We start from the raw sequence: 24,376 nt of genomic DNA, 5'->3' as shown, positions 1-24,376 counted from the left end.
CCAACATCCATGGCAGGTGTTGGGTAAATCTAGCGTGATTTCAAACTGACATCAATCCCAGCTCAACGCTCCACCAGTCTGATACTCAATCACACGGGTCTCGAAGAAGTTTTTCTCTTTCTTCAAGTCCATGATTTCGCTCATCCATGGGAAGGGGTTGCTGGCACCTGGGTATTCTTCTTTCAGGCCGATCTGGGTCAGGCGGCGGTTGGCGATGAATTTGAGGTAGTCCTCCATCATCGCTGCGTTCATGCCGAGTACGCCGCGGGGCATGGTGTCGCGGGCGTATTCGATTTCCAGCTGGGCGCCCTGCAGAATCATCTGGGTCGCTTCGTCTTTCATCTGCGCGTCCCACAGGCTCGGGTTTTCGATCTTGATCTGGTTGATCACGTCGATACCGAAGTTCAGGTGCATGGATTCGTCGCGCAGGATGTATTGGAACTGCTCGGCCGTGCCGGTCATCTTGTTGCGGCGGCCCATGGAGAGGATCTGGGTGAAGCCGCAGTAGAAGAAGATGCCTTCGAGTACGCAGTAGTAGGCGATCAGGTTCTTGAGGAACTGGCGATCGGTTTCCGGGGTGCCGGTTTCGAACTTGGGATCGGAGATCGAGCGGGTGTACTTGAGGCCCCAGGAGGCTTTCTTCGCGACGCTCGGGATCTCGTGGTACATGTTGAAGATCTCGCCTTCATCCATGCCCAGCGATTCGATGCAGTACTGGTAGGCGTGGGTGTGGATCGCCTCTTCGAAGGCCTGGCGCAGGATGTACTGGCGGCACTCGGGGTTGGTGATCAGGCGGTACACGGCCAGTACCAGGTTGTTGGCAACCAGGCTGTCGGCGGTGGAGAAGAAGCCGAGGTTGCGCATGACGATGCGGCGCTCGTCTTCGCTGAGACCGTCTGTGGATTTCCACAGCGCGATGTCGGCGTTCATGTTCACTTCCTGCGGCATCCAGTGGTTGGCGCAACCATCCAGATACTTCTGCCAGGCCCAGTCGTACTTGAAGGGTACGAGCTGGTTGAGGTCGGCACGGGCGTTGATCATCTGCTTGTCGCCAACTTCCACACGGCCAGAGGCGCCTTCCAGGTCATCCAGGCCTTCCTGGATGTCGAGGTCGTTCAGGGCCTTTTTCGCACGGGCGATGGCATCGGAGTCGTTGGCATCAACGGCGCGGGCCTCGAGGGCGGCGTTGCCACCGACCTGGTTGAGCTTTTCCAGGCTCATGTCGGCACTGATTTGCGCCGCGGATTGTTTGTTGGGAGCGGCAGCTTCTGCGCCGTCTTCCTTGTCGAATTCATCCCAGCTCAGCATGGGTTGGCTCCTGCTTGAGGGTCGGCATGTGGGCCGGCCTGTATGGATAGTGGCTAATCGTCGGTGGCTCGCGGTGCACGCAGAGCGCTACGGCTGATTATTGCCAGGGCTGCGCCTGGCTTCGCGTTATCGGTGCCGGATTGCAGTGAAGGCTGCAACCCGGCGGATACCTCTTATTGGCAGGCTTCGCAATCCGGCTCGTCGATGGCGCATGCCTTCGGAACTGGAGCCGGACCAGGGGAGGCCTCATTGGCCGGCGCTGCAGCAGGTGCTGCGCTGAGGCCTTGGTCGCCACCACTGGACACCGCGTTGAGTTTGCTGGTGCTGATGGTGGACTTCTCGGTGCTGGTCGCGGCCAGGGCACGGAGGTAGTAGGTGGTTTTCAGGCCACGGTACCAGGCCATGCGGTAGGTCACGTCGAGCTTCTTGCCCGAGGCACCAGCGATGTACAGGTTGAGCGATTGCGCCTGGTCGATCCACTTCTGGCGACGGCTGGCGGCATCGACGATCCACTTGGTGTCGACTTCGAAGGCGGTGGCGTACAGGTCTTTCAGTTCTTGCGGGATGCGCTCGATCTGCTGCACGGAGCCGTCGTAGTACTTGAGGTCGTTGATCATGACCGAGTCCCACAGGCCGCGAGCCTTGAGGTCGCGAACCAGGTAGGGGTTGATCACGGTGAATTCGCCCGACAGGTTCGATTTCACGTACAGGTTCTGGTAAGTCGGCTCGATGGACTGCGATACGCCGGTGATGTTGGCGATGGTCGCGGTCGGCGCGATGGCCATGATGTTCGAGTTACGAATGCCTTTCTGTACGCGAGCACGCACCGGCGCCCAGTCCAGGGTTTCGTTCAGGTCGACGTCGATGTACTTCTGGCCGCGGGCCTCGATGAGGATCTGCTGGGAATCCAGCGGCAGAACGCCCTTGCTCCACAGCGAACCCTGGAAGGTTTCGTAGGCGCCACGCTCGTCGGCCAGGTCACAGGAAGCCTGGATGGCGTAGTAGCTGACCGCTTCCATGGATTTGTCGGCGAAGTCGACGGCGGCGTCGGAGCCGTACGGGATGTGCTGCAGGTACAGCGCGTCCTGGAAGCCCATGATGCCCAGACCAACCGGACGGTGCTTGAAGTTGGAGTTGCGCGCTTGCGGCACCGAGTAGTAGTTGATGTCGATGACGTTATCGAGCATGCGTACGGCGGTGTTTACGGTGCGCTGCAGCTTGGCGGTGTCCAGCTTGCCGTCGACGATGTGGTTCGGCAGGTTGATCGAGCCCAGGTTGCAGACGGCGATCTCGTCCTTGTTAGTGTTCAGGGTGATCTCGGTGCACAGGTTAGAGCTGTGTACCACGCCCACGTGCTGCTGCGGGCTGCGCAGGTTGCACGGGTCTTTGAAGGTCAGCCATGGGTGGCCGGTCTCGAACAGCATCGAGAGCATTTTGCGCCACAGGTCTTTGGCCTGGATGGTCTTGAACAGTTTGATCTTGCCTGGGTATTCGCTCAGCGCTTCGTAGTACTCGTAGCGCTCTTCGAAGGCCTTGCCGGTCAGGTCGTGCAGATCCGGTACTTCGCTCGGCGAGAACAGGGTCCACTTGCCGTCGTCGAAGACGCGCTTCATGAACAGATCCGGGATCCAGTTGGCGGTGTTCATGTCGTGAGTACGGCGACGGTCATCACCGGTGTTCTTACGCAGCTCGATGAACTCTTCGATGTCCATGTGCCAGGTTTCCAGGTAGGCACACACGGCGCCTTTGCGCTTGCCACCCTGGTTGACCGCGACGGCGGTGTCGTTGACCACTTTGAGGAACGGCACGACGCCCTGGGATTTGCCGTTGGTGCCCTTGATGTAGGCGCCCAGCGAACGAACCGGCGTCCAGTCGTTGCCCAGACCGCCAGCGAATTTGCTCAGCAGGGCGTTGTCACGGATGGCGTCGTAGATGCCGCCCAGGTCGTCTGGCACGGTGGTCAGGTAGCAGCTGGACAGCTGCGGACGCAGGGTGCCGGCGTTGAACAGGGTGGGCGTCGACGACATGTAGTCGAAGCTCGAGAGCAGGTTGTAGAACTCGATGGCGCGGTCTTCGCGGTTCTTCGGCTCTTCGATGGCCAGGCCCATGGCCACGCGCATGAAGAACACCTGCGGCAGTTCGAAACGGATGCCGTCCTTGTGGATGAAGTAACGGTCGTACAGGGTCTGCAGGCCCAGGTAGGTGAACTGCTGGTCGCGTTCGTGGTTGATCGCCTTGCCCAGTTTTTCCAGGTCATAGGTTTTCAGTTTCGGGTCGAGCAGTTCGAACTCGACGCCGGCTTCGACGTAGGCGGGCAGAGCCTTGGCGTATAGCTCGGCCATCTCGTGGTGAGTGGCGCTGGCGGCGACGTTGAGGAAGCTCAGGCCTTCGGCGCGGATGTTGTCCATCAGCAGGCGGGCGGTGACGTAGCTGTAGTTCGGCTCACGCTCGACCAGGGTGCGGGAGGTCATCACCAGGGCGGTGTTGACGTCTTTCTGGGCGACGCCGTCGTACAAGTTTTTCAGGGTTTCTTTCTGGATCAGAGCGCCGTCGACTTCCAGCAGACCTTCGCAGGCCTCGGTGACGATGGTGTTGAGGCGGCCCATGTCCAGCGGCGCCATGCTGCCGTCAGCCAGGGTCACGCGGATGCTTGGGTGCGGCTGGGCGATGCCGTCGGCGGCGCCAGCGGTTTTGCGTTCCTGGCTGCGGGCTTCGCGGTAGATCACATAGTCGCGGGCGACTTTCTGTTCGCCGGAGCGCATCAGGGCCAGTTCGACCTGATCCTGAATCTCTTCGATATGAATGGTGCCGCCGGAGGGCATGCGACGCTTGAAGGTCGCGGTGACCTGCTCGGTCAGGCGAGCGACGGTGTCATGGATACGCGACGAGGCAGCGGCATTGCCGCCTTCCACAGCGAGAAACGCCTTGGTGATGGCGACGGTGATTTTGTCACCGGTGTACGGCACGACGGTGCCGTTACGCTTGATCACACGCAGTTGGCCTGGCGCGGTGGCAGCCAGAGCCTGAGTGGCGTCTTCACCCTGAGGCGTTTTGGCCTGAGGGTTCTCGCGAGTGGTGTCGGTGTGCATGTATGTCTCCATGATCAATGAAATTTTTCGGGATGAGCGTTCTGCCGCGAATCGTTACCTGTACCTGGCTTTCATTCCAATCGACAAAGCCTGAAGCCTGCACAAGGCTGGCAGCAGGGTGTTGCAAAAAGGCGGTGATGGACTGGCTGGCGTTTTTGCGCAGCTGCAGTCGGTACTGCTTCGAGGCCGGAACGCTATCCCTGGCTTAACTGGTGCTTCCTGCTGCACGCGGTCACTAGATGTAGTGTTGCCGGTGCAAGCGTGGCGAGCGGTGTTCTATTTGCGCCGAACGACCCGGGTCGTTCGATACCGCTGTGTTCTAGTTGCCGGAGCGTGGTGGTCGGTGGTTTTTCTGTGCACCGAAACGACTCTGGGCATGGACTTTTTCAGGGCATTTATGCTTGTGTCCATTTTTGCCAAAAACCCAACATGTAGGTGTTTGGCGAGCTGGGGATACAAGATAGTGCGATGGGGGAGCTAAGGCAAGCCCTGTGGCCTGTGGATAAATCTGTGGGTTAATGCGGGGTAAGTGGCGCAAATGCCCATGGATACTGGCGATGCCAGGGGCGGCGGCCTGATTGCCGCAGGTAGTTTTTTTTACGGGGCTAGCGAGGGAAATTCACTTCGTCACATAAACACAATATGTAGGGTTTATTCGGGAACTTTGGCCTGCAATATGCAGATGCGCGGATGCTCTCTGCAGGCAGCCGCCATTAGCCGATGGCGCAAGAATTTTATCGTGTTATGGCAGAACCAGTGCCTTGTGCTTCAGGGCGCGTTTCTGCGTATCGGGCAGCTCGTCACGATCACCATAGGGCGCGGTGTACCAGCCGCCGTAGGTCGGGTTGGGCAGCAGGAACCAGCGCTGGCCGAACCACGCCTCATAGGGCTGCGCAGCCTGGCGTTGTTCGCTCAAGCGATTGGGCGCGGCAATGAAGTCGCCGTAGCTGTCGCCGACCAGCAGCAGAACCCGAGCATGTTCACCGACCCACTGGCGGCGGCAGGTCTTGTCCGAACCGGCGCTCTGGCAGCCGCCGATGGCGGTTCCCGCAGTGAGGATCTGCCCCTCGTCATTGATGGGGAAGCCCGCCTGGCGAAGGTTGCGCAGCGTGTCGGCTTCCTGGCCGGGTTCACGGTTGGTCAAGTAGTAGGGCGTGATACCTGACTGAGCCGCTGTCTGCATGAAGGCGACCGAGCCGGGCAGGGCGCGGGCTTCGGCCTTTGCCACCCAGCGATACCACTCGGCGTAATCATAAGCGCCGCCATCGACAACCGACTTGGCATTCACGGGCGTGTTGTCGAGCAGCGTTTCATCGATATCGACGATCACTGCTGGTGGCAGGCCCGTCAGGTTGCGCGGCGGTTGCGCCAGGGCATCCCATTGCGGATCGGCCAGCGCCGGTTGCAACTGGCGGGTTGCGGCGTCATACACCTGGCGATAGAGCAGCTCGTGCTCGATGGAGGTTTGTGTCCATAGCACCGCATCGAGCTGATCATGTTCCTTGGGTGCTTGCTGGCAACCAGTCAGCAGGCTTCCCAGCAAGCAGAAGGTCAATAACGATGCGGTGCCACGCATTTGGGATGCTCCTTGTACTTTTCCGACAATGGTTCAGATGAAGCGGCCGCAAAAAAGGCGCTAGCGGCCGGTGAGCAGAGCTTTTGTGGGAGAGGCTTTAGCCTCGATTTTGCCTAGCTAGGCGTAAAGAGCTCGCGGCTAAAGCCCCTCCCACGAGATCGCGACCGTCAGCTTCCGCCTTTTTTCTGCCCATCACCGATACGACTTACCCGTCACCCGTTAAAAACTCACGGTTGCAGACAGGCGCGCGGTGCGTGGGTCGCCCGGGAACAGGTAGCCATCGCCTTGGTAGGCGCCGGTGTCGCGCCAGTAGCGTTTGTCGAACAGGTTGTCGACGGTCAGGCGCAACACCGTATCAAAGCCTTCTATACGCGTGGTGTAACGGCTGCCGAGGTTGAATACCGTGTAGTCGGCGACTTTCACCGTGCCGCTCGGGTTGGCGTACTTGCTGCCGCTGTATTGCAGGCCGCCGAGCAGCGACAGGCCCTGAATGCCGGGTATCCGGTAATCGGCTGACAGGCTGGCGCGCACGCGCGGTACGTTGACTGCCTGATGACCTTCATAGGCTTCGGTGCCGCTGTCGATCGCCCGGGCGCGAATCACTGCAGCGCTGGCCGATAGCTGCAGATCGCGAGTTGCCTGCCCGCTGGCAGAGAGCTCCAGGCCAATATTGCGCTGCTTGCCCTGTTGCACGTAGGTCAGGTTGCCATCGTCGTTCGGGCGACTGTATTGCAGCGCCTGATCGATACGGAACAGCGCCGCGCCCAGGCTCAGGCCCTGCCAGTCGCGCTTGAAGCCGGCTTCCAACTGGCGGGAAATGGTTGGAGCGAGAATTTCGCCATCGTTAGTGGTGAACCACGGCGCTTCGCCGCCCAGGGACAGCCCCTTGCTATAGCTCACATACAAGGTGGTGTCGGCCTGCGGTTTGTAGAGCAGCGCGGCGTTGGGCAGGAATTCGCTGCGCCGGGTACGGCGGTCGCTGATGCCACTGCTGGTGAAGGCTTCTTCGTCCAGACGCACCTGACGCCCGCCCAACAGCACCTGCCAGTGCTCGTCGAAGCTGATACGGTCGCTGAAGAACAGGCCGTACTGGCGGCTGTCGAGGCGGCGGTTCTTGGAGTTGAGCGCAACGTCGGTCGGGGCGAAGTCGGCAATGTCTTCATTGATGTTGCCGGTGCCGATGAACTCATTGACCGAGCTGCGTCTGTCTACGGTACGCCGCAAGGCGCTGGTGCCGACAGTCAGCTCGTGGCCCAGCGTGCCGGTAGTGAAGGCGCCGGATAGGGTCGCCTGCAGTTCGTCATGGCGCCGGGTGTCGTCCGGGCTGCGGTAGTCGTAGATGTCGTAGCCGCCTTCGGGGCTGAAGTGTGCAAGCCAATCGCTGCACCCGGAGTCCGGGCTGCAGCCATACGGAAAGCTACTGTAGTCATCGATAACCACCTGGCTGCGCGACGCATCGATGGTGGCTTTCCAGTTGTCGTCGAAACGGTATTCGAAACGCCCGCCCAGGTTCAGTGAGTCGATACCCACCGGTTTCGACCAGCTCTGATGGCCCAGGCGTTTATCCGGGTCGACGCCGCTTGGCACCTGAGTACCGCCAAGCAATTGATAACCGGCGACCGAGCGCTGCTCGCGGGCCTGGTATTCGGCGTCCAACTGCAGTGTGGCGTTGGGCGACAGGTTCCAGTCCAGCGCCAGGGAGATGAAATCGCGCTTGCCATCGGCGTGCTCGACGAAGGAGCGAATGTCTTCGTGGGCCAGGTTAAGGCGCAGGCCCAGCTCCTGTTCGCTGCCAAACCAGTGGCCGAGGTCGGCGGCGATATAGCGTTCGCCATCCTGATTGCTGGCCACGCTCAGCGAGCGCACGTTCTCGGTACGCTTGGTCACGTAGTTGATCAGCCCGCCAGGCTCGACCACGCCGCTCTGCAGACCGGACAACCCCTTGAGCAGCTCGACCTGCTGCTTGTTCTCCAGCGCCACGTTCTGTTCGCCGACCACGCTGCGGCCATTGACCCGGTAGCTGTTGGCGGCATTCAGCGAGAAGCCGCGCACCACGAAGTTCTCGTAGTAACCGATGGGGGCGTAGGCTTCGCCCACCGACGCGTCGTTCTTCAGCACGTCACTGAGCAGGCGTGCCTGCTGGTCGTCGAGCAACTGTCGGGTGACCACCGAAACCGACGCTGGGGTATCGAGCAGCGCCGTCTCCGTAAAACCACCGACTGTGGCACCACGGGCCTGGTAGCTGTCGCCGGCCTGGTCTTCGATGGTGGTGGCGTCGAGGGCGACCACCGAGTCGGCAGCCCAGGAAAACGTCGGGCTCAGCGCAATGGCGATCAGGGTCGGGGCGAAACGCGGGCGAGGGAGGGCCATGCAAGTTCCTTGGGTGCGGAGGTCGGCAGTTGGCTATATCCGGTACGCGGGCGATTTGTTGTCGGCACAGGGCGGCCATCGCTTGGCGGGGCGGCATTGTCGCCTATAAAGGTAACGGTTGCCATGTTGGAAGCAGGCTGGCAGTGCGGCCGTAGCCTGGCGTTGAGCGCAGCGATACCCAGGAGTTGCCCCCGGGTTTCGCTGCGCTCTACGCCGGGCTACCAGAGCGGGAGTAGCGGGTATCAGTCAGAACGGTGCCGGGCACTCGAAGCGCAGGCGTTCGCCGGTTTGTGGGTGGGTCAGGCTGAGCATGCTGGCGTGCAGACACAGGCGCGGGTAAGCAGCTAGGGCCTGTTCGTGGGCATAGAGGCCGTCACCGAGCAGCGGGTGACCAATGGACAGCATGTGCACGCGCAACTGGTGCGAGCGGCCGGTGATCGGGGTCAGTTCAACGCGACTGTGCTCGGCATGGCGCTCGAGTACGCGCCAGAAGGTCAGGGCGTGCTTGCCCTGTTCATGGTCGACGACGTGTCGCGGCTTGGTCGGTGGGTCGTAGCGCAGCGGCAGGTCGATGCTGCCGCTTTCGCCTTCGGGCGAGCCCCAGCACAGGGCGGTGTAGGCTTTTTCCGTTTCGCGGTCGTGGAACTGCCGGGACAGTTCGCGGTGGCTGTCGGCGTCACGGGCGAGGACGATCAGGCCGGAGGTTTCCCAGTCCAGGCGGTGCACGATGCGCGCTTCGGGGTGGCCGTTTTCCTGCAGGCGGGTGACCAGGCAGTCCTTGTTGTCTTCGGCACGACCGGGCACCGAGAGCAGCAGGGTGGGCTTGTTGATCACCAGCAGGGCGGCATCCTGATGGACGATTTCGATTTGGCTGAGCGGCATGGGCGTTCTTTTGGTTGGGCGGTAAAAACGAAAAGCGGCCATCGAGGCCGCCGTTCGTGGAGCTTATTACCGCAGGGGTCGATGTCGTTTCCGGCATCGCCTGGTGGGTTACACAGCGCATGGACTCTGGTTGTGAAGTGACGATCACTACCAGGCGCTGCTAACCCACCCTACGGTACGCGGATCAACGATCCGGGAGGGTGATGTTCAACTCAAGAATCGAACAGCTGCCCTGGTTTTCCAGTGCGACCTGAACCTGATCGGAGTCGATGTTGACGTACTTGCGGATCACTTCGACCAGTTCCTGCTGCAGGGCAGGCAGGTAATCGGGTTGAGTGCGTTGGCCACGTTCGTGGGCAACGATGATCTGCAGGCGCTCTTTGGCGATGGAGGCGGTGGCTTCCTTCTTGCGCGAACGCAAGAAGTCAAAAATATTCATTCTCGACCTCCAAACAGGCGTTGCAGGAAGCCCTGCTTTTTCACATCAAGGAAGCGGTGTGCCACTTCTTTACCGAGCAGACGATCCACGGCATCGCTGTAAGCCTGGCCGGCATCGCTCTGGTCATCGAGGATTACCGGTACGCCCTGGTTGGACGCCTTGAGCACCGCCTGGGATTCCGGGATCACGCCGAGCAGGCGGATGGCGAGGATTTCCTCGACGTCTTCCACACCGAGCATTTCGCCACGGGTCACGCGCTCCGGGTTGTAACGGGTCAGCAGCAGGTGTTCCTTGATCGGCTCACCACCCTGTTCGGCGCGACGCGATTTGCTGGCCAGCAGGCCCAGCATACGGTCGGAGTCACGTACCGAGGAGACTTCCGGGTTGGTCACCACGATGGCTTCGTCAGCGAAGTACATGGCCAGGTGAGCGCCTTTCTCGATACCGGCTGGCGAGTCGCAGACCACGTATTCGAAGTTTTCGCGCAGTTCGTTGATGACCTTTTCGACGCCTTCCTGAGTCAGGGCGTCCTTGTCACGGGTCTGGCTGGCAGCCAGCACGAACAGGTTCTCGAGACGTTTGTCCTTGATCAGGGCCTGGGTGAGGGTGGCTTCGCCATTGACGACGTTGACGAAGTCGTACACCACGCGGCGTTCGCAGCCCATGATCAGGTCGAGGTTACGCAGGCCGACGTCGAAGTCGACGATGACGGTCTTGTGGCCGCGCAGGGCGAGGCCGGTACCGATGGCGGCGCTGGTGGTGGTTTTACCGACGCCACCTTTGCCGGAAGTGACTACGAGGATCTTGGCCAAGGTGATTCACCCCAAAAATGAATAAAAAGCAGGAACCTGCCAGCGACTGGCGGTCTGTCGAAAAAATCGGTGGAGCGGGTTTTCGGCGTGTTTCGAGGGCTGACGGCGCAGTTCGCTGCAGACGCCAGGCAATGCCTATAGATCGCTTGCCAGTGATTATTTTGACAGTCCGCCTGACGGCGCTCAGATGCCCTGTGTGCCTTATGTAAAGTGGCGGCAGTATCCGTTAAAGGCGGGTGATGTTCAACACGTCACCCATCAGGCTGACCTGTACCGCGCGCCCCCAATTCGGGTCGCGGCGCAGGTCTTCAGCCACCTTGTACTGGCCGGCGATGGAGAGCAGTTCCGCGCCCATCTGCTGGCAGAAAATTCGCGCCTGACGATTACCCTTTACGCCAGCCAGAGCCCGGCCGCGCATGGGGGCGTAAACATGGATGTTGCCATCGGCGAGAAGTTCCGCACCGGCACTGACCGGGGCCAGCACCACCAGGTCGCAGCCCTGGGCGTAGATCTGTTGGCCACCGCGCACTGGCGTAGTGATCACGCGGGTCGGTTTGACCTCGGGCTCGACAGGCTTGGGCGGCTCGACGGGTTTCGGTGCCGGATCGATGACCCGCTCGCGGGCGCCAGAAGGCGGCAGCACGGGCAGATCCAGCGCATTGGCGGCGGCGATGTCTTCTTCGCGGCTGGCGCGTACGGCCAGGGTACGCAGGCCATGCTTGCGGCACAGGGCCATCAGTTCGCCGAGATCGAGGTTGCCTTCATCCTTCGGCAATTTGTCGAGGGCCAACACCAGCGGGGTGTTGCTGAAGAAGTTCGGCGCCTGGGCGACTTTCTCCGCCAGTTGCAGGTCAAGGCGGGCGAGGTCGTTGTGCGCCAGTTCCATCACGGTGATGGCCAGCATGCTGCCTTTGAGCTGGAACACGGGGTCTTGGTCGAGGAGATCAGCTTGGCTCATGGTCTGCCTGATGCGGCCTTGGAAAAGTAGCGGGACTTATAACGAGAACGGCGGCGAGGCTCAAGGGCAAAAGCAGCCGCGTCGTTTCGATAAGCGAGGCATTCACTGACAACGCCGGGAAACTTTGGTGCCTCGGCTGCCTATATAAGCGGTGTGGTTGCGAGCGGGGCAGGTGCGAGATATGTTGCCGGCACTTTCACCAGCGGCCCGTCTGCCCAGCAAGCGGGCCGGCGCAATTCGGAGAGGCATGAGTACGTCACCGATTCATATCGCCAGCGTTCAGGCCGGCGACGTCGCCGAGCTGGTCGAGTTCGTCATGGCTGCCCGCGCGCAAATCTTCCCCATGCTCGATGCAACGGTGCTGCCGGCGGATCTGCAGCATTTCGAGCGGGTCTACCTGGGCGGTGGCGACGGCCGTTTCTGGCTGGCGCGCTGTGACGGCGAAATAGTCGCTGCCATTGGTTCTCTGCCCTATGACCATCGTTTCGCGCAGCTCGACTACGCCGGGCGCCGAACCGTGGAGATCGTGCGACTGTTCGTGGCTCCGCAATTTCGCCGTTTCGGTCTGGCCAAGGCGTTGTACGAGCGGCTGCGCGAGCATGCCGCTGCTGCAGGTGTGCAGGTGCTCTACCTGCACACACATCCGTTCCTACCCGGTGCCATGCGCTTCTGGGAGCGACAGGGCTTCGCTGTGGTGGATGTTGAAGCTGATCCGCTCTGGCAGACGACGCATATGCAATTTCTACTGCCCGACTTGAGCTAGAGTCACCGCCAGTCAGTCTCGGGAATCTGTTCGATGGACAAGCTGCTGGCCTTGAAAGCCCTGGTCGAAATCGTGCGCAGCGGTGGTTTTTCTGCTGCTGGGCGGTCACTGGGCATGGCGACGTCTTCGGTGACGCGCCTGGTCAGCGGCCTGGAGGCGGAGCTGCAAAGTGTTCTGCTCAACCGCAGTACTCGCCAGGTCAGCGTCACCGAGGCCGGGCGCGCTTATTTCGAGCGGGCGGTGGCCATTCTCGAAGCACTGGAGGAGGCCGATGCGGCCGTCTGCGATGCCGGTAGCCAGGCGCGCGGGCGGCTGAATGTCAGCGTGCCGGTCGAGTTCGGTCGGCGAATCATCGCGCCGCGCCTTGGCCTGTTGTTCGAACGCCATCCCGAGTTGGAATTGAATCTACGCCTGAGCGATGAGGTGATCGATCTGCTCGGCGAGCGGGTGGACGTTGCGGTTCGCCTCGGCAGCGCGGTGTTGAGCGACGATGTGGTCAGCCTGAGAGTCGGCGAGTTTCGCCGCTGGCTGGTGGCCAGCCCGGATTATCTGGCGCGTAGCCAGCCGGTCAGCGAGCCCCAGTCACTGCTCGCTCATGATTGCCTGCGGTTCGATTTCGGTGCGGCCGGGCAGCGCTGGCAGTTCAGCGCGGCAGGTGAGGTCGAGCAGGTGGCGGTGCGTGGGCACCTGCAAAGCAACAATGGCGATGTACTGCGTGAAGCGGCGCTGGCGGGGCACGGCATCGCGTTGCTGGCCGACTGGTTGGTTCGCGAGGATGTCGCCGCTGGCCGGTTGACTCGCCTGCTGGATCAGCATGAGGTGGCGCCCGGTTCGATGAGCGGCGCCATCAGCGTGTTGTATCTGCCCAATCAGCGCAGTTCGCGACGGGTTGCCGCGTTCGTTGCGTTTTTGCGTGAGCTGCTCGAAGCCTGAGCCGGGTGTTCGAATCTGCGCAACGCTGCTTTGCACTGGAGACGGATTCTCCGCAGCGGCGAGGCGCCGTAACGTTGCGTCACCAGATGCCACCAGCCAGATGCTGGTGACGCCATGGCATTGCCGGGCATCCCACCCGTTCCCTGTTCCGACGATCCGCGCCTGTGTACGCCGATTCATCGCGAGGTAACCATGAACACATCCACTTCCCGCGAACACCATAGCCTGCCGCCCGCGCTGGTGCTGTTGTTCGCCTTCTGCTGCGGCGCCATCGTCGCCAATCTCTATTACGCCCAGCCGATCATCGAGCTGATCGCCCCTGCAGTGGGCCTGTCGATGCACGAGGCCAGCCTGATCGTTTCCCTGACCCAGGTCGGTTATGCGGTGGGCTTGCTGTTTCTGGTGCCGCTTGCCGACCTGTTGGAAAACCGTCGGCTGATGCTGCTGACCACCCTGGCCGCGATGGTTTGCCTATTGGCCGCGGGCTTCTCGTCATCGCCGGGCCTGTTTCTCGGCCTGTCGCTGTTGGTCGGTCTGAGTTCGGTATCGGTGCAGATGCTGATTCCCCTGGCGGCCCACCTGGCGCCGGAGGCCACCCGGGGGCGTGTGGTGGGCAACATCATGGCCGGGCTGCTGCTGGGCATTCTGCTGGCGCGCCCGGTCGCCAGCCTGATCGCCGAGTACTTTGGCTGGCGTGCGGTGTACTTTTGCGCGGCAGCGATGATGCTGGGCATCGTGGTAGTGATCGCCACCACCATTCCCCGTCATGCGCCGGACAATCGAGGGCATTACGGGCAATTGTTGCTGTCGCTGTTCGGCCTGTTGCGCCGCTACCCAACGCTGCGTCAGCGGGCGCTGTACCAGGGGCTGATGTTCGCTTCGTTCAGCCTGTTCTGGACGTTGGCTCCGCTCGAACTGGTGCGCCATTACGGCTTCAGCCAGAGCCAGGTAGCGCTGTTCGCTTTGGTCGGGGCCATCGGCGCGATCGCAGCACCGCTCGCGGGCCGACTGGCCGATGCCGGTCATACCCGTCGTGCCACCCTGGTGGCGTTGATTCTCGCGCCGCTGTCGTTTGCGCTGACCCTGGCCAGTCCGCTGGCTGGGGTGATCGGCCTGGTGCTGTGTGCCGTGCTGCTGGACTTCGCCGTGCAACTGAACATGGTGTTGGGCCAACGCGAGGTCTATGCCTTGGAGCAGAACAGTCGAGCGCGGCTCAATGCTCTGTACATGACCAGCATCTTCGTGGGAGGCGCCACGGGGTCGGCCATCGCCAGCCCGATCTACGAAAGCTTTGGCTGGCAGGGTGCCGCGCTGATCGGTGGGGCGTTTCCTGCCCTGGCGCTGCTCTTGGCGTTGTGGAATAGGCGCCAGGCGGCTGCGCCGGAGCAGCGGGTGCTGTCCGGCAAGTAGCAGAGTGATTCAGAGCTGCGAGGTACGCACCACGCAATCCGCACGCTCACGCAAGCGCGGGTTCAGCGCGGTGCCCAGGCCAGCACCGGTTGGCGGCAGGATGAAGCCGTTCTGCACATCGGGCAGGGTTGGTCACCAGATCCTGATAGAAGCCGGCCAGGTAGGCGCGCACCACTTCCTGGAAGATCGCGTTGGGGCTCGACAGCCCCAGGTGCAGCGAGGCCATCAGTACCACCGGCCCGGTGCAGTCGTGAGGGGCGATGGGTTTCTGGTAGGCCTCGGCCAGGGCGGCGACTTTCTTGGCCTCGCTGATGCCGCCGCACCAGGACAGATCCAGCATCACGTAGTCCAGCGCATCGGCGGCCAGCAGGTCGCGGAACGCACTGCGTGTCGCCAGGGTTTCGCTGCCGCACACCGGCAGGCCGCTGAGGCGACGGTAATCAGCCAGGCCCTGCACGGAGTCCATCTTGATCGGGTCTTCGGACCAGAAGATGTTGTAGTCCTTCAGTTCACGGGCGATGGCCAGCGCCGTGGTGGTGTTCCACAACGAATGGAATTCGCACATCAGCTCGATGCGGTCACCGACTGCCTTGCGGATTTTCTCGAAGGGTTCGAGGCCCTTTTTTATATCCGTCGAGCTGATGTACTGGCCGCCGCTGGCCATGGCGAAGGGATCGAAGGGCCAGATCTTCATGGCGCTGAAGCCGTCTTCGATCAGACTCTGGGCCAGCTCGTCGGGGCATTCGACGAAAGCGACCTGGTCGTCGTAGCGTTCACTGACCCTGGCCTCGCCCTTGGCGATGGTGCGGCGCTGTTCGCCGCCGGTGTTGAAGTTGCCACCGGCGCAGGTGTTGTAGGCGCGCATGCTGTCGTGGGCGAGGCCGCCGAGCAGCTGGTAGATGGGCTGGTTCACCGCCTGGCCGAAGATGTCCCACAGGGCAATATCCAGCGCCGAGGCCGCGCGGGTTTCCACGCCGGAACCGTTGAAACCGAGGTAGCCGCGCAGCAGGGTCTTGCTGTGCCGTTCGATCTGCAACGGATCCTTGCCCAGCAGCATGCCGGCGGAGATCGAGTGGACGTAGGCCTCCACGGCCTCCGACCCGCGAAAGGTCTCGCCGAGACCGACCTGGCCGTCGTCGGTATGCACCTCGACCCAGATCAGGTTGGGCAGGCTCTTCAGGCGCGTGGTTTCGATTCTGGTAATTTTCATGAGCTGTCCTCAACCCTCGCCGTAGACGACGTTATGGAGCTTCTCGCCGTTTTTAAGGCGCTCGATATTGGCGGCGATAAAGGCGTAGCGGCGTTCGAACAGACCATGGGTCCAGCCGGAGATGTGCGGCGTACAGAAGGCGTTGGGCAGTTCCTCGAAGCGGTGCCGAGCCGGCGCCACGCTGTCGCTGCTTCCGGCCGGGTAGGCGTACCAGACGTCGAGAAACGCCTTGGCGATCTGCTTGTCGACCAGGGCCTGATAGAGCGCGTCTTCGTCGACCACCGCGGCACGGGCGATATTGATCAGCACGGCGTCCTCGCCCATGGCCTGGAACTGCGCTGCACCGAATGAGTTACGGGTTGCATCGTTGAGCGGACAGGACAGCACCACGTAGTCGGCGCGCGGCAGGATTTCGTTGATCTGCGCTGGCGTGTAGGCCTCGTTGCAAGGGCCCTTCAACTGGCCATTGAGGGCGCGGGAGGAGAGGGCGATGACCTTCAGTCCGAAGGCCTGGGCACGTACCGCCACGGCCTGGCCGATGCGCCCGAAGCCGACGATCAGAACGGTTTTGCCATACAGCTCGCCGCGCGGTCTGCGTCCCAGGTAGGAAGCCGAGAAACGCTCGCTGTCGAAGCTGGCACGGGCCTGGGCCAGGCCGACTTCATGTTCGAGCATGCTCGCCAGGGCATATTCGGCCATGGGGATTTCGTGCTCGAACACGTTGCAGGCCACACTGCCTTTGGGCATCACCGAAAAGTCGATGCCATCGAGGCCGGCACCCGGTACATGGAGCAGGCGAAAGCGCGGCACTTCCGCCTTGTTCGGACGCTTGAAACGCATGGCCACCAGCACATCGGCACCGTCGATCTGCTCATCCCACTCCGGCGATTCGTGAGCCTCCCGCGGCAGGGCCACATAATCGGCCTCAAAGCCCAGTTCGGCGGCGATTTCATCCCGGTGGGTGGCGGCTTCGCCGACCATGACGATTTTCATGAGTCTCTCTCCTGTATCGCTGTCATGCCTGTGCAAGTGGCTTGCAGGTGACGGCTCCTGTGCGAAAGTGCTGAAAAATATATGGTAGCGCAACCATTTTGCACTCCACCGTAGTCCATGACTGGCGGGCCTGACAAGTGGATTTGTTTTATGAGCGCGTGAGAGGGCACTCAACGCTGTGGTTTCTGAGAGGTATTGCGCCTAGCGAGTGCTGTCGCGATCGATCAATTGGTAGCCGATATCCTGTCGCAACACGTTATCGCTGTTGCCCAGAAGCCGGTCGAGCAGGGCACTTGCTGCAGCATCGCCCATGGCCCTGCCGTCGATCTTCACGGTAGAGAGTGAAGGGTGGGTATGGGCCGCGAAATTCATGTCACCAAAGCCCATCACGGCGACTTCATCGGGCACGCGAATGCCCTGCGCCATCGCCTCGGTGAGCACGCCGTGGGCGAGAGTGTCAGAGGTACAGACCACCACCTGCGGTCTGGTTGGCGCCGCGAGCAATTTGCGCAGGCCGCTGCGGCCGTGTTCCAGGGTCGGTACGCCTTCGATGTGCTCGCCCGGCACCTCGTGTATGCCGTTGGCCAGCAGCTCATCGACGAAGGCTTTGATCCGTCGCTGACCGCGTGGGTCGTTGACCGCCAGGGTGGCGAAGTCGCGATAGCCTTTGCCCAGCAGATGGCGGGCCACATCGCGCCCAATATCCTCGTGCGAAAAGCCCACCAGCATGTCGATGGGGTCGCTGGTCAGATCCCAGGTTTCCACCACGGGAACCCCCACGGCGCGCAGTCGGCGGCGGCTGGCCTCGGTGTGCAGGGTACCGGTGAGGATGATGCCGTCTGGCCGGCGGCTGAGAATCACTTCGAGCAGTTCCTGCTCCTGATCAGGCTGGTAGCCGGACATGCCCAGCAGTACCTGGTAACCGGATTTACTCAGGCGGTCGGCGATGGCCTGGAAGGTGTCGGAAAAGATCGGGTTGGTGAGGATCGGCACGATCACCGCGACCAGATGGCTGCGGTTGCTGGCCAGGGCGCCGGCGACCAGATTGCGCACGTAACCGGTGTCTTCGATGGCCTTGCGCACCTTGAGCAGCGTCGCCTTCTTGACGTGATCGGGGTTGTTGAGTGCCCTTGACACGGTCATCGGTGCCACACCCGCTGCCTTGGCCACATCGATCAGGGTTACCCCGTGAGTCGACCTGCCACTGTTGCCTGCTCCCTTGACCGCCATAACACTTCCACATTGATTGAGTGGGCATCCTAACAGTGCCGGCGCGTAGCGGTCATGCCGTGATTGCCTTTTGCCAGTCCGGCGACCGGCAGCGCTTGTGGATCATCGCCCGTTGGCCGATCTACCGGGTGTTGAGGAACCAGCCCGATTCACCGCGGTCTTTCAGCAGTCGGCCAAACCGGGCGAAAGGCATGGCGTTGCGCCAGTTACGCGACCCTGCCGAGCCCCACAACAATTCATCTGGCCGACGTTAGCGCGCTGCGTCGCATTGTGTTCCACCGCCGAGTGAAGATCGTTTTTATGTCCCTAGCCCGCCCGTTTTCCGCATCCTTTTCCCTGCCGCAGCTTCGCGTGCTCGGGGCTTCACTACTCTCCGGTTTGCTGCTTGTTGCGGCGCCGGCTCATGCTCAACAAGCCAGCGCCGACGTGCGCTGGGTCAGCGACAGTTTGAATACCTACGTGCGCAGCGGCCCGACCGATGGCTACCGTATTGTCGGCACGCTTAGCTCAGGTGTACGCGTGCAGTTGCTGCGTACCCAGGGCGATTACAGCCAGGTTCGCGGCGAGAATGGCGATGCCGTATGGATCGCCAACCGCGACCTGCAGGAGGTACCTGGCCAGGCCGAGCGGCTGCCAGCGCTCGAGCAGAAGGTGACCGAACTGAGCACCGAACTCGAAGGTATCAACGACACCTGGAAAACCCGCGTGCAAGGCATGCAGGAGACCCTGGATTCGCGCAAGACCCTGATTGACGAGCTGGAGGCCAGCCGCAGTGCGCTGGATATCGAGTTGAATCAGGCGCGTTCGGAGTTGCGTGAAGCCCAGGCTCAGTTGGGCAGCGAGCAGAAGGAAGTGCTGATGCGCTATATGGTTTATGGCGGCAGTATTGCGGGCGCTGGTTTGTTGATGGGGTTGATCCTGCCGACGATGTTCCGGGTGCGTCGCAAGCGTAACGATCAGTGGGTCTGAACCGATAGGTCAAACCGCCCTGGGTATCGCTCTGCGCGACCCAGGCGACGGGACAGGTTCGCGCATCAGTGCATGTCTGCGGCCACCGCCGCTCGAATCGCCTCCAGCAGCATCATGCAGGCCGGATTGTCATTGTTGGTGCGCCAGGTCAGGTGCAGCTCGCTCTGAATGCCGTCGCCCAGGTCGATCTCGCGGAACGTCACGTCCTTGAACACCACGTTGGTGGCGCAGCGCGGCACCAGGGCCAGGCCCATACCGGCGTTGACCAGTGCCAGGATGGTCAGTGACGAGCCCAGCCACTGCACGTACTCCGGAGCCACGCCCGCCGAGCGGAACATGCCGGTCAGCAGTTCGTTGAACGGCGGATAGGCCGCGTGGGAGTACATCAGAAAGGGCGCGCCATCGAGATCCTTGACCCTTACCTGATCCGCCGTGGCCAATGGATGATGGCTCGGGATGGCCAGCACGAAAGGCTCACGCACCAGGCACTCATTCTCGTAACCCGCCTGCAGCAGCGGCTGGCGCACGATGCCCAGGTCGATACGCCGGGTGCGTAGCGCTTCGTGTTGCTGGTGGGTGTTCATCTCGCTCAGGGATATTTTCACCTGGGGCTGATTGAGCCGCGCCTCGGCGATCACCCGGGGTAGGAACTCATACACCGCGCTGCCAACGAAGCTGATGCTCACCGAGCCGATATCGCCTGCCGCGAAGCGTCGTGCCGAGGCGGCTGCCTGATGGGCGCGTTCCAACAGGTGCTGAGCTTCGATGAAAAACGCCCGACCAGCGGCGGTGAGTGCGACGCTGCGAGTGCTGCGGGTGAACAGCTCGACGCCGAGGCTGTGCTCCAGTAGCTGGATCTGCCTGCTCAGTGGCGGCTGGGTCATGTTCAGCCGTTCGGCGGCACGGCGAAAGTTGAGTTCGGTGGCGACTGTGGTGAAGCAGCGCAGCTGGGCAAGCTCGAACATTGATCTAATCCAGGTATCAATCGAATACCAATCTAGATTAGACGGGATCAATGCCCGCGTACATGATCGGCGCATCCCACAAAAACAATGATCGGGAGTCGCCCCAATTGAATAACGTCCAGAGTTCCGCCGACCCGCAGGTTGTCGCCCGCGCGGTCTCGAAAGTGAAACGCCACGTGCTGCCGCTGTTCGTGGTCATGTTCATCGTCAACTACATCGACCGGGTGAACATCGGCTTCGTCCGCAGCCACCTGGAAACCGATCTGGGTATCGGTGCCGCGGCCTACGGCTTGGGTGCCGGCCTGTTCTTCATCGGCTACGCGCTGTTCGAAGTGCCGTCGAACATGCTCCTGCAGCGCTACGGCGCCAAGGTGTGGCTGACCCGCATCATGTTCACCTGGGGCATCGTCGCCACCGCGATGGCGTTCGTGCCCAACGAAACCTGGTTCTACATCCTGCGCTTCCTGCTCGGCGTCGCCGAGGCCGGTTTCTTCCCGGGCGTGGTGTACTACTTCACTAAATGGCTGCCCGCCGGTGAGCGTGGCAAGGCTATGGCCATCTTCCTCAGTGGCTCGGCCATCGCGTCGATCCTCTCGGGCCCGCTGTCCGGTCTGCTCCTGCAAATCGAAGGCCTGGGCATGAAAGGCTGGCAGTGGATGTTCTTCATCGAGGGCATGTTCTCGGTAGTGCTCTGCGGCTTCGTCTGGTTCTGGCTGGATTCGCTGCCCAAGGACGCCAAATGGCTGACCCGTGAGGAAAGCCAGGCCCTGACCGACTGCATCGATGAAGAACAGCGTCAGCGCCAACTGGCAGCGGGGGAGACCGGCGCGGTCAAGCACTCGGTGTTCAAGCTGCTGCGCGACCCGCAGATCATGCTGTTCTGTTTCCTGTACTTCTCGATCTCGCTGACCATCTACGGCTGCACCTTCTGGCTGCCGAGCATCATCCGCTCCATGGGCGGGCTGGATGATATGCAGGTCGGCCTGTTCAACTCGGTGCCGTGGATCATCTCGGTGGCCGCCATGTACGCCTTCGCCAGCCTGGCAGCGCGCTACAAATGGCAGCAGGCCTGGGCCTCGGCAGCGTTCGTGATCGCTGCGTTCGGGCTGTTCATGTCCACCACCGGTGGGCCGATCTTCTCCTTTATCGCCATCTGCTTCGCGGCCATCGGCTTCAAGGCGGCGTCCTCGCTGTTCTGGCCGATTCCCCAGGCGTACCTGGATGCGCGTATCGCTGCAGCAGTGATTGCCCTGATCAACTCGGTGGGCAGCCTGGGCGGCTTCGTGGCCCCGGCCACCTTCGGTTACCTCGAAGAGCACACCGGCTCCATCGAAGGCGGCCTGATCGGTCTGGCCGTGGTCTCGTTGATCGCCGGCATCCTGGTATTTATGACCAAGACCAGCAAGGGAGCCAAAGGCAAGGACAATGGAGTGAGCCCCAAACCGGCTGCATCGCCAGCCTGAGAAAAGCACATGCGCCGGTACGGCCGGCGCAGCAATCTTTCGAGATTTAAGGAGTTCCAATCATGAGGATCAAACACGTACGCGTAACGCCGATTGCGTTCCGTGACGCACCGCTGCTCAACGCCAGCGGCATTCACGAACCTTACGCCCTGCGTTCGATCATCGAAGTGGAAAGTGACAACGGCTACATCGGCCTGGGTGAAAGCTACGGCGATGCCCCGGTGCTCAGCGTGTTGCAGGCCATGCAGGCGTCGCTGGTCGGGCTCGATCCGTTCGACCTCAATGGTCTGCGTGCCCGTGTGGTGAAAACCGTCGCCGCGTTGAAGCCAGGCACTGCTGGCGCCGAGCTGGCCCCTGGCTCGCACCCGAGCAAGCAGGTGGCGAACGCCTACTCGGCCTTCGAAGTGGCGTTTCTCGATCTCCAGGCGCGTTCGTTGGGTATGCCTCTGGTCGATCTACTGGGTGGCGCGGTGCGTGACGAAGTGCCGTTCAGCGCCTATCTGTTCCTCAAGTACGCCGAGCATGTGGGCTCGCCCTACAAGCCGGATCGCTGGGGGGAGGGCATCAGCCCCGAGCAGATCGTGGCCCAGGCACGCACCATGATCGAGGAGAACGGCTTCAAGAGCATCAAGCTCAAGGCCGGCACCTTGCTCGGCCCGGAACACGAGGTCGCCTGCATCAAGGCGCTGCGCCAGGCCTTCCCGGACACGCCGCTGCGCATCGACCCCAATGGCAACTGGTCGGTGGAAACCTCACTGCGCATGGCCGAGCTGATGGGCGATGACCTGCAGTATTACGAAGACCCGTGTCCCGGGCTGGAAGGCATGGCCGAGGTGCACAAGCGCACCGGCATTCCCCTGGCGACCAATATGGTGGTCACCGATTTCGACGAGTTTCGCCGCAGTGTGGCGCTGAACAGTGTGCAGATCGTGCTCGCCGATCACCACTACTGGGGCGGCCTGCGTGATACGCAGATCCTCGCCCGCATGTGCTACACCTTCGGCCTGGGCGTATCGATGCACTCGAACTCGCATCTGGGCATCAGCCTGATGGCCATGACCCACGTGGCGGCCGCCGTGCCGAACCTGGCCTACGCCTGCGACACCCATTACCCGTGGCAGGAGCCGGATGAAGAGGTGATCAAGGGCGGCAAGCTGCTGATCGTCGATGGCTGCGTGAAGCTCACCCGAACCCCTGGGCTGGGTGTCGAGCTGGATTACGATCAGCTGGCCAAACTCAATGACCAGTACCTGACCTGCGGCATCCGCTCGCGCAATGACGTGACCCAGATGCAGAAGTACGACCCGAGCTGGAAAGCACTCAAGCCGCGCTTCTAAAGTAGCTGCGCATGGCTTCTGCATTGAAGCCATGCGGTTTTGCTACTGGTTCACGGCTTTTTCGATGTACTCCACCGCTTGCGCGACAGGGATGGTGAAAATACCACCTTCGTCCGCGTCGAACGCGGCTTTCCAGTGGCCGTAGCCCTCGGAAATATCGGGCATGGGTGCTCCCGAGCCGATCATCCGCGTCACGCTGCTCTGCAATGCCGCCTCGTCGATGGGAAGGTGGGGCAGGTCGGTCTGCAGACCACCTTCGATGTGCGGGTTCCTGAGGTTCAGGCCGTCCAGGGCAATGTGATAGATCGGCCCGAGTTTTTCGTGCGGGTCGATCTGCACGATATAGAGCTGTGAAGACTCTTCCCCCGCGCGCGTCTGGTAGTGCCAGACCTGTCCTTCTTCAAGCTGTCCTGATGCAGACGCTGACATGGCGACCCCTGCTGTGAATGAAATGGCTGCGGTTTTCAAAAAGCAGGATCCGGGAACGGCAACTTGTCCTGCGAGACGCTTGGTTGCGCCACCCATTTCTGTCCCTGGCGATAGAAGTCCGCCTGAGTCTCACTGGTGCCCGCGCCCATGACCATCAACACGCCACAGGCGATCTGCCCTGGATGCTCAGCCTCTACGGCCGGGATACAGGTTCCCAGCTTGGCGGTGGTCGTTCCGGCGAGCTCTGGCATTTGCATCATCTCCAGAAATGCCGCTGTGGCTTCCTCGCTGCTGGGGCGCTGCAACTCTTCTGCATGGGTTGCGGGGGCGCAAAGCAATGCGGTCAGGGTCAGCGCTGCGTAGGTTTTCCTGGTCAATTCCGACACTCCTTATCCGGTTGTTGTCATGACGGGCGAGTCGAACGTTGGCACGGCTCGCTCCATCGCGCTATTTTGCCTATTCATTTGCCTGTAGCAACTGCTGTGCTTTTTTGCCGTCGATGACGGTCGCATATTCACCCTGCAAATTCGCCAGTGCCATGCAATGCACTTCCTCTGCGCTACGTGCCACACCACTGTAGTCGCTCTTCGCGAACGCGAAGCAGCCATCTGCAGCCACGTGGGTGGTGAAGCCCAGGTTGCCGGCCGAGCGCGCCGTGCCTTCCACGGAGTTGTTGGTACTGACGCCGACTATCACCAGTGATTCGATCCCCCTTACCCGCAACCAGCGCTCCAGCCCGGAGTTGATGAAGGCATCAGGTACGTTCTTCTCGACTACGTGCTCGTTTGATTGTGGTTGCAGCGCTGGCTGGAACTCAACGCCAAACTGCCCAGGCGCAAACAGTGAGCCAGTCGCCCTTGAAATATGGCGAACGTGCACGATCGGCGCTTGCGCCTCGCGCCAGGCCTGCAAGAGTTCAGCAACACGGGCTGGCGCATCAGGATTGTTGCGCTGCCCGGCAGCCGCCTCGAGCATGCCGCGTTGCATATCGATGATGATCAGAGCCGGTAACGGCATGGGTGAAGCCTCCTTTAAGGGTAACGGGGCACTTCTGGCCAGCTTTTCTATCTATAGCTGGTAGGGCATCCGATCAGATATTGCATCTTGCACGACCGAATCATGGTTACCGTGCAGGATGCATAGTTCAATTGATTTTTAAATAAAAATAATCCTTTAAAATCAGTGACTTATTTTTTATCAGAAGCTGGCATGCACTCTGCAATATCCCTCTTATAAAGAA

General features: G+C 61.6%; 21 protein-coding genes. 6 read left to right on the top strand and 15 right to left on the bottom strand.

What is annotated here, in order from left to right:
• Window positions 1–51: 51 nt before the first annotated feature.
• From ACZ3GY_RS09525 to minC, 8 genes are all read right to left on the bottom strand, one after another.
• Entirely contained in the window at window positions 52–1,308 is a 1,257-nt protein-coding gene (locus ACZ3GY_RS09525; RefSeq protein WP_463564468.1) for a ribonucleotide-diphosphate reductase subunit beta, read from the bottom strand.
• A gap of 173 nt (window positions 1,309–1,481) precedes the next feature.
• Complete coding sequence (locus ACZ3GY_RS09520) at window positions 1,482–4,397, bottom strand: ribonucleoside-diphosphate reductase subunit alpha (protein WP_465909810.1); 2,916 nt, start codon at window positions 4,395–4,397, stop codon at window positions 1,482–1,484.
• Window positions 4,398–5,139: 742 nt separating this feature from the next.
• The gene (locus tag ACZ3GY_RS09515) at window positions 5,140–5,973 is read right to left on the bottom strand and encodes an HAD family acid phosphatase (protein ID WP_465909809.1); all 834 of its coding nucleotides are present in this window, start codon (window positions 5,971–5,973) and stop codon (window positions 5,140–5,142) included.
• A 219-nt stretch (window positions 5,974–6,192) separates the two neighbouring features.
• On the bottom strand, window positions 6,193–8,343 hold the full coding sequence (locus tag ACZ3GY_RS09510) for a TonB-dependent siderophore receptor (protein WP_465909808.1): 2,151 nt from the start codon (window positions 8,341–8,343) through the stop codon (window positions 6,193–6,195).
• A gap of 246 nt (window positions 8,344–8,589) precedes the next feature.
• On the bottom strand, window positions 8,590–9,225 hold the full coding sequence (locus ACZ3GY_RS09505) for an RluA family pseudouridine synthase (RefSeq protein WP_465909807.1): 636 nt from the start codon (window positions 9,223–9,225) through the stop codon (window positions 8,590–8,592).
• A 184-nt stretch (window positions 9,226–9,409) separates the two neighbouring features.
• Window positions 9,410–9,664, bottom strand: a complete 255-nt coding sequence (gene minE, locus ACZ3GY_RS09500; protein WP_070883881.1) for a cell division topological specificity factor MinE — start codon at window positions 9,662–9,664, stop codon at window positions 9,410–9,412.
• Complete coding sequence (gene minD, locus ACZ3GY_RS09495; protein ID WP_463564473.1) at window positions 9,661–10,476, bottom strand: septum site-determining protein MinD; 816 nt, start codon at window positions 10,474–10,476, stop codon at window positions 9,661–9,663. Before minD ends, minE begins: the two co-directional genes overlap by 4 nt.
• A gap of 226 nt (window positions 10,477–10,702) precedes the next feature.
• The gene (minC, locus tag ACZ3GY_RS09490) at window positions 10,703–11,434 is read right to left on the bottom strand and encodes a septum site-determining protein MinC (RefSeq protein WP_465909805.1); all 732 of its coding nucleotides are present in this window, start codon (window positions 11,432–11,434) and stop codon (window positions 10,703–10,705) included.
• Between the two features lie 247 nt (window positions 11,435–11,681).
• On the opposite strand from minC, the gene ACZ3GY_RS09485 reads away from it, so the two are divergent.
• The 3 genes from ACZ3GY_RS09485 (at window position 11,682) to ACZ3GY_RS09475 (ending at window position 14,540) form a co-directional block, all read left to right on the top strand.
• Window positions 11,682–12,197: a GNAT family N-acetyltransferase gene (locus ACZ3GY_RS09485; RefSeq protein WP_465909804.1), complete on the top strand. Its 516-nt coding sequence runs from the start codon at window positions 11,682–11,684 to the stop codon at window positions 12,195–12,197.
• A 33-nt stretch (window positions 12,198–12,230) separates the two neighbouring features.
• Window positions 12,231–13,130, top strand: coding sequence for a LysR family transcriptional regulator (locus tag ACZ3GY_RS09480; protein WP_465909803.1), 900 nt, complete (start codon window positions 12,231–12,233; stop codon window positions 13,128–13,130).
• Window positions 13,131–13,322: 192 nt separating this feature from the next.
• Window positions 13,323–14,540 (top strand): MFS transporter, encoded by a 1,218-nt coding sequence (locus ACZ3GY_RS09475; RefSeq protein WP_465909802.1) that lies wholly within the window; start codon window positions 13,323–13,325, stop codon window positions 14,538–14,540.
• 46 nt (window positions 14,541–14,586) lie between these two features.
• On the opposite strand, the gene ACZ3GY_RS09470 is transcribed toward ACZ3GY_RS09475, so the two are convergent.
• The 3 genes from ACZ3GY_RS09470 to ACZ3GY_RS09460 all read right to left on the bottom strand — a co-directional run bounded on the left by ACZ3GY_RS09470 (window position 14,587) and on the right by ACZ3GY_RS09460 (window position 17,973).
• A complete protein-coding gene (locus tag ACZ3GY_RS09470; RefSeq protein ID WP_465909801.1) occupies window positions 14,587–15,750 on the bottom strand; it encodes a mandelate racemase/muconate lactonizing enzyme family protein in 1,164 nt (387 codons plus the stop codon).
• A 9-nt stretch (window positions 15,751–15,759) separates the two neighbouring features.
• Window positions 15,760–16,743, bottom strand: coding sequence for a 2-hydroxyacid dehydrogenase (locus ACZ3GY_RS09465; protein ID WP_465909800.1), 984 nt, complete (start codon window positions 16,741–16,743; stop codon window positions 15,760–15,762).
• A gap of 201 nt (window positions 16,744–16,944) precedes the next feature.
• A complete protein-coding gene (locus ACZ3GY_RS09460; protein WP_465909798.1) occupies window positions 16,945–17,973 on the bottom strand; it encodes a LacI family DNA-binding transcriptional regulator in 1,029 nt (342 codons plus the stop codon).
• A 300-nt stretch (window positions 17,974–18,273) separates the two neighbouring features.
• On the opposite strand from ACZ3GY_RS09460, the gene ACZ3GY_RS09455 reads away from it, so the two are divergent.
• Window positions 18,274–18,942 carry a TIGR04211 family SH3 domain-containing protein gene (locus tag ACZ3GY_RS09455; RefSeq protein ID WP_465909797.1) on the top strand — a complete coding sequence of 223 codons (669 nt, stop codon included), beginning with the start codon at window positions 18,274–18,276 and terminating at the stop codon, window positions 18,940–18,942.
• 65 nt (window positions 18,943–19,007) lie between these two features.
• On the opposite strand, the gene ACZ3GY_RS09450 is transcribed toward ACZ3GY_RS09455, so the two are convergent.
• Window positions 19,008–19,907, bottom strand: a complete 900-nt coding sequence (locus tag ACZ3GY_RS09450; RefSeq protein ID WP_465909796.1) for a LysR family transcriptional regulator — start codon at window positions 19,905–19,907, stop codon at window positions 19,008–19,010.
• Window positions 19,908–20,014: 107 nt separating this feature from the next.
• On the opposite strand from ACZ3GY_RS09450, the gene ACZ3GY_RS09445 reads away from it, so the two are divergent.
• Window positions 20,015–21,370, top strand: a complete 1,356-nt coding sequence (locus tag ACZ3GY_RS09445) for an MFS transporter (RefSeq protein WP_465909794.1) — start codon at window positions 20,015–20,017, stop codon at window positions 21,368–21,370.
• A 62-nt stretch (window positions 21,371–21,432) separates the two neighbouring features.
• Window positions 21,433–22,707 (top strand): glucarate dehydratase family protein, encoded by a 1,275-nt coding sequence (locus ACZ3GY_RS09440; RefSeq protein ID WP_465909793.1) that lies wholly within the window; start codon window positions 21,433–21,435, stop codon window positions 22,705–22,707.
• Between the two features lie 42 nt (window positions 22,708–22,749).
• Here the strand turns inward: ACZ3GY_RS09440 and ACZ3GY_RS09435 are convergent, their stop codons facing one another.
• The 3 genes from ACZ3GY_RS09435 to ACZ3GY_RS09425 all read right to left on the bottom strand — a co-directional run bounded on the left by ACZ3GY_RS09435 (window position 22,750) and on the right by ACZ3GY_RS09425 (window position 24,153).
• Window positions 22,750–23,175, bottom strand: coding sequence for a hypothetical protein (locus ACZ3GY_RS09435; protein ID WP_465909792.1), 426 nt, complete (start codon window positions 23,173–23,175; stop codon window positions 22,750–22,752).
• Entirely contained in the window at window positions 23,172–23,513 is a 342-nt protein-coding gene (locus ACZ3GY_RS09430; protein ID WP_463564486.1) for a hypothetical protein, read from the bottom strand. Before ACZ3GY_RS09430 ends, ACZ3GY_RS09435 begins: the two co-directional genes overlap by 4 nt.
• 79 nt (window positions 23,514–23,592) lie before the next feature.
• A complete protein-coding gene (locus ACZ3GY_RS09425; protein WP_465909790.1) occupies window positions 23,593–24,153 on the bottom strand; it encodes a cysteine hydrolase family protein in 561 nt (186 codons plus the stop codon).
• Window positions 24,154–24,376: the final 223 nt, after the last annotated feature.

Source organism: Pseudomonas sp. PME37.24/006 (assembly GCF_055556635.1).
The sequence above is the reverse complement of the archived record's forward strand: the minus strand, read 5'-3'. Positions and strand labels throughout refer to the sequence as shown.

Excerpts from the sequence above, each read along its gene's own strand:
- ACZ3GY_RS09440 (WP_465909793.1), top strand. The coding sequence starts at position 21,433 with ATGAGGATCAAACACGTACGCGTAACGCCGATTGCGTTCCGTGACGCA.
- ACZ3GY_RS09505 (WP_465909807.1), bottom strand. The coding sequence starts at position 9,225 with ATGCCGCTCAGCCAAATCGAAATCGTCCATCAGGATGCCGCCCTGCTG.
- ACZ3GY_RS09515 (WP_465909809.1), bottom strand. The coding sequence starts at position 5,973 with ATGCGTGGCACCGCATCGTTATTGACCTTCTGCTTGCTGGGAAGCCTG.
- ACZ3GY_RS09425 (WP_465909790.1), bottom strand. The coding sequence starts at position 24,153 with ATGCCGTTACCGGCTCTGATCATCATCGATATGCAACGCGGCATGCTC.
- ACZ3GY_RS09525 (WP_463564468.1), bottom strand. The coding sequence starts at position 1,308 with ATGCTGAGCTGGGATGAATTCGACAAGGAAGACGGCGCAGAAGCTGCC.
- ACZ3GY_RS09470 (WP_465909801.1), bottom strand. The coding sequence starts at position 15,750 with ATGAAAATTACCAGAATCGAAACCACGCGCCTGAAGAGCCTGCCCAAC.
- minE (WP_070883881.1), bottom strand. The coding sequence starts at position 9,664 with ATGAATATTTTTGACTTCTTGCGTTCGCGCAAGAAGGAAGCCACCGCC.
- ACZ3GY_RS09520 (WP_465909810.1), bottom strand. The coding sequence starts at position 4,397 with ATGCACACCGACACCACTCGCGAGAACCCTCAGGCCAAAACGCCTCAG.
- ACZ3GY_RS09455 (WP_465909797.1), top strand. The coding sequence starts at position 18,274 with ATGTCCCTAGCCCGCCCGTTTTCCGCATCCTTTTCCCTGCCGCAGCTT.
- ACZ3GY_RS09460 (WP_465909798.1), bottom strand. The coding sequence starts at position 17,973 with ATGGCGGTCAAGGGAGCAGGCAACAGTGGCAGGTCGACTCACGGGGTA.
- ACZ3GY_RS09475 (WP_465909802.1), top strand. The coding sequence starts at position 13,323 with ATGAACACATCCACTTCCCGCGAACACCATAGCCTGCCGCCCGCGCTG.
- minC (WP_465909805.1), bottom strand. The coding sequence starts at position 11,434 with ATGAGCCAAGCTGATCTCCTCGACCAAGACCCCGTGTTCCAGCTCAAA.
- ACZ3GY_RS09485 (WP_465909804.1), top strand. The coding sequence starts at position 11,682 with ATGAGTACGTCACCGATTCATATCGCCAGCGTTCAGGCCGGCGACGTC.
- ACZ3GY_RS09480 (WP_465909803.1), top strand. The coding sequence starts at position 12,231 with ATGGACAAGCTGCTGGCCTTGAAAGCCCTGGTCGAAATCGTGCGCAGC.
- ACZ3GY_RS09465 (WP_465909800.1), bottom strand. The coding sequence starts at position 16,743 with ATGAAAATCGTCATGGTCGGCGAAGCCGCCACCCACCGGGATGAAATC.
- ACZ3GY_RS09510 (WP_465909808.1), bottom strand. The coding sequence starts at position 8,343 with ATGGCCCTCCCTCGCCCGCGTTTCGCCCCGACCCTGATCGCCATTGCG.
- ACZ3GY_RS09450 (WP_465909796.1), bottom strand. The coding sequence starts at position 19,907 with ATGTTCGAGCTTGCCCAGCTGCGCTGCTTCACCACAGTCGCCACCGAA.